Consider the following 3,071-nt stretch of genomic DNA (forward strand, 5'->3'; position numbering starts at 1 on the left):
ACTCTTTCATTCGTAATACAGAAACGCACGTTTTGCAGGATGCAAAAAATAAATCCGTTTTTGACAATCCATTTTCACAGGACTTTGCACTACACTTCCCTTAAGAGAAATCTATGGAAGGAATGACGCCGCATTGCCCTAAATCAAACTAACGGGTTTTATTTGACTAGAGAACGGATGACGATCGTTTTTAAAATAGCGAGCTATTTATTTGTCGTCATTCAGGCAGACAATAAATATTGATTGCCACTATTTTTTTGTGGTTATTTTTTACATTGAGGTGGATATGTTGAGAAAATTAGCAGCCGAATGTTTTGGTACATTTTGGCTTGTTTTTGGTGGCTGCGGCAGCGCCGTTCTGGCAGCAGCGTTTCCGGAATTAGGTATTGGTTTTGCGGGTGTTGCCCTGGCCTTCGGCCTGACCGTATTAACCATGGCCTTTGCTGTTGGCCATATTTCCGGCGGGCATTTTAATCCGGCGGTGACATTAGGCTTATGGGCTGGCGGCCGTTTCCCGGCAAAAGAAGTTATTGGCTACATTATTGCCCAGGTAGTCGGCGGTATTATTGCAGCGGCAGTCCTGTATTTAATTGCCAGCGGTAAAGCCGGTTTTGATGCAACCGCCAGCGGTTTCGCCTCCAACGGTTATGGCGAGCACTCTCCGGGTGGCTACTCCATGCTGTCCGCGATTATTATCGAAATTGTGCTGACTGCCGGCTTCTTGCTGGTGATTCACGGCGCAACGGACAAACACGCACCGGCAGGTTTTGCGCCGATCGCTATCGGTCTGGCACTAACCCTTATCCACTTGATCAGCATTCCGGTGACCAATACGTCTGTGAACCCGGCGCGGAGTACCGCGGTCGCTATCTTCCAGGGCGGTTGGGCGTTAGAACAACTGTGGTTGTTCTGGGTGATGCCAATTATTGGCGGGATTCTCGGCGGTCTTATTTACCGTACGCTGCTCGAAAAACGCAATTAATGTCAGAACGCCCGACGGCGCATACCCGTCGGGTCAAACGCGCTTCAGCCGGACCTTGTCCGGCTTTTATTTTGCATCTTTACTGAACCCGCGTAATTGGGTAGTGTCATGGCGCTGTCTCGCTAATTCAAAGGACCCGGCTGTTCATGTTTTCAGGACTTCTCATCATTCTGCTTCCGCTGATAGCAGGTTATCTCATTCCGCTTCGGCACACCGCGGCATTAAAACTGATCAATCGACTATTGAGCTGGATGGTTTATCTGATTCTCTTTTTTATGGGGATCAGCCTGGCCTTTCTGGATAATCTGGCGAGCAATTTGCTGGCGATATTTCACTATTCCGCCGTTAGCATTACCATTATTTTGCTGTGCAATATTGCCGCATTACTGTGGCTGGAACGCGCATTACCCTGGCGACATCATCATCAACAAGAGAAACTGCCCTCCCGTATCGCGATGGCGCTTGAGTCGCTGAAACTGTGCGGCGTGGTGGTGGTTGGCTTTTTGCTGGGATTGAGCGCGCTGCCCATTTTGCAACACGCCACAGAAGCAAGCGAATATACGCTGATCCTGCTGCTGTTGTTGGTCGGCATCCAGTTACGCAATAGCGGGATGACGTTAAAGCAGATTGTCCTGAACCGGCGAGGCATGATTGTGGCGGTCGTGGTCGTCGCCAGTTCCATGATTGGCGGCCTGATTAACGCGTTGATTCTCGGTCTGCCAGTGAAAACTGCGCTGGCGATGGCGTCGGGTTTTGGCTGGTACTCCCTTTCTGGTATTTTGCTGACCGAATCCTACGGTCCGGTGATCGGCAGCGCCGCGTTCTTTAACGATCTGGCGCGCGAACTGCTCGCGATTATGCTGATCCCGGGTCTGGTACGCCGCAGTCGTTCTACTGCACTGGGACTGTGTGGTGCCACGTCGATGGACTTTACCCTGCCGGTTTTACAGCGTACCGGTGGGCTGGAGATGGTTCCAGCGGCGATTGTTCACGGCTTTGTCCTCAGTTTGCTGGTGCCCATTTTGATGGCTTTTTTCTCCGCTTAACGCCCTCTTTGGCGGTAGGCCACTGCCGCCAAAATTGCGCTAAATCAATCTCCCTGTAAGTTGTATCAGAAATCCCTTTTATCCCTCTGCGTACAGGCATAATCTTAAACATGTATATCAAATATAACTTTAAAGGTGTGACCATGTTTTGTGTGCAATGTGAACAAACCATCCGTACTCCGGCAGGAAACGGCTGCTCATACGCGCAGGGTATGTGCGGTAAAACGGCTGAAACCTCTGATCTGCAGGATCTGCTGATCGCCTCCCTACAAGGTCTGTCTGCATGGGCGACTAAAGCTCGTGAATATGGCATCATTAATCATGACGTTGATAACTTTGCCCCGCGTGCTTTCTTCTCCACGCTGACCAACGTTAACTTCGATTCTCCACGTATCGTTGGCTATGCACGCGACGCTATCGCGATGCGTGAAGCGCTAAAAACCCAATGCCTGAGCGTTGACGCCAATGCGCACTGTGATAACCCAATGGCTGACCTGCAACTGGTTAGCGACGATCTGGGCGACCTGCAGCGTCAGGCCGCCGAATTTACCCCGAACAAAGACAAAGCCGCGATTGGCGAGAACATTCTCGGCCTGCGTCTGTTGTGCCTGTACGGCCTGAAAGGGGCGGCGGCCTATATGGAGCACGCGCACGTTCTCGGGAAGTACGACAACGATATCTACGCGCAGTACCATAAAATCATGGCGTGGCTGGGCACCTGCCCTTCCGATATGAACACTCTGCTGGAGTGCTCAATGGAAATCGGCCAGATGAACTTCAAAGTGATGAGCATTCTGGATGCCGGTGAAACCACTAAATACGGCCACCCGACGCCGACCCAGGTTAACGTGAAAGCGACCGAAGGGAAGTGCATCCTGATCTCAGGTCATGACCTGAAAGATCTGTATAACCTGCTGGAACAAACCGAAGGTACTGGCGTTAACGTCTACACCCACGGTGAAATGCTGCCCGCGCACGGTTATCCGGAACTGCGTAAATTCAAACATCTGATTGGTAACTACGGTAGCGGCTGGCAGAACCAG

3 protein-coding genes are annotated in these 3,071 nt (G+C 51.2%); all 3 read left to right on the top strand.

The window, feature by feature from the left end; translation table 11 throughout:
* Window positions 1-286: 286 nt before the first annotated feature.
* On the top strand, window positions 287-982 hold the full coding sequence (gene aqpZ, locus AB7E14_RS22225) for an aquaporin Z (protein WP_099433467.1): 696 nt from the start codon (window positions 287-289) through the stop codon (window positions 980-982).
* Between the two features lie 146 nt (window positions 983-1,128).
* A complete protein-coding gene (locus AB7E14_RS22230; protein WP_316961850.1) occupies window positions 1,129-2,028 on the top strand; it encodes a lysine exporter LysO family protein in 900 nt (299 codons plus the stop codon).
* 143 nt (window positions 2,029-2,171) lie between these two features.
* On the top strand, window positions 2,172-3,071 hold a 900-nt coding region (hcp, locus tag AB7E14_RS22235), incomplete at its 3' end, for a hydroxylamine reductase (protein WP_428169972.1).

It is taken from the genome of Citrobacter sp. (assembly GCF_050252275.1).
GTDB lineage: Bacteria > Pseudomonadota > Gammaproteobacteria > Enterobacterales > Enterobacteriaceae > Citrobacter_A > Citrobacter_A amalonaticus.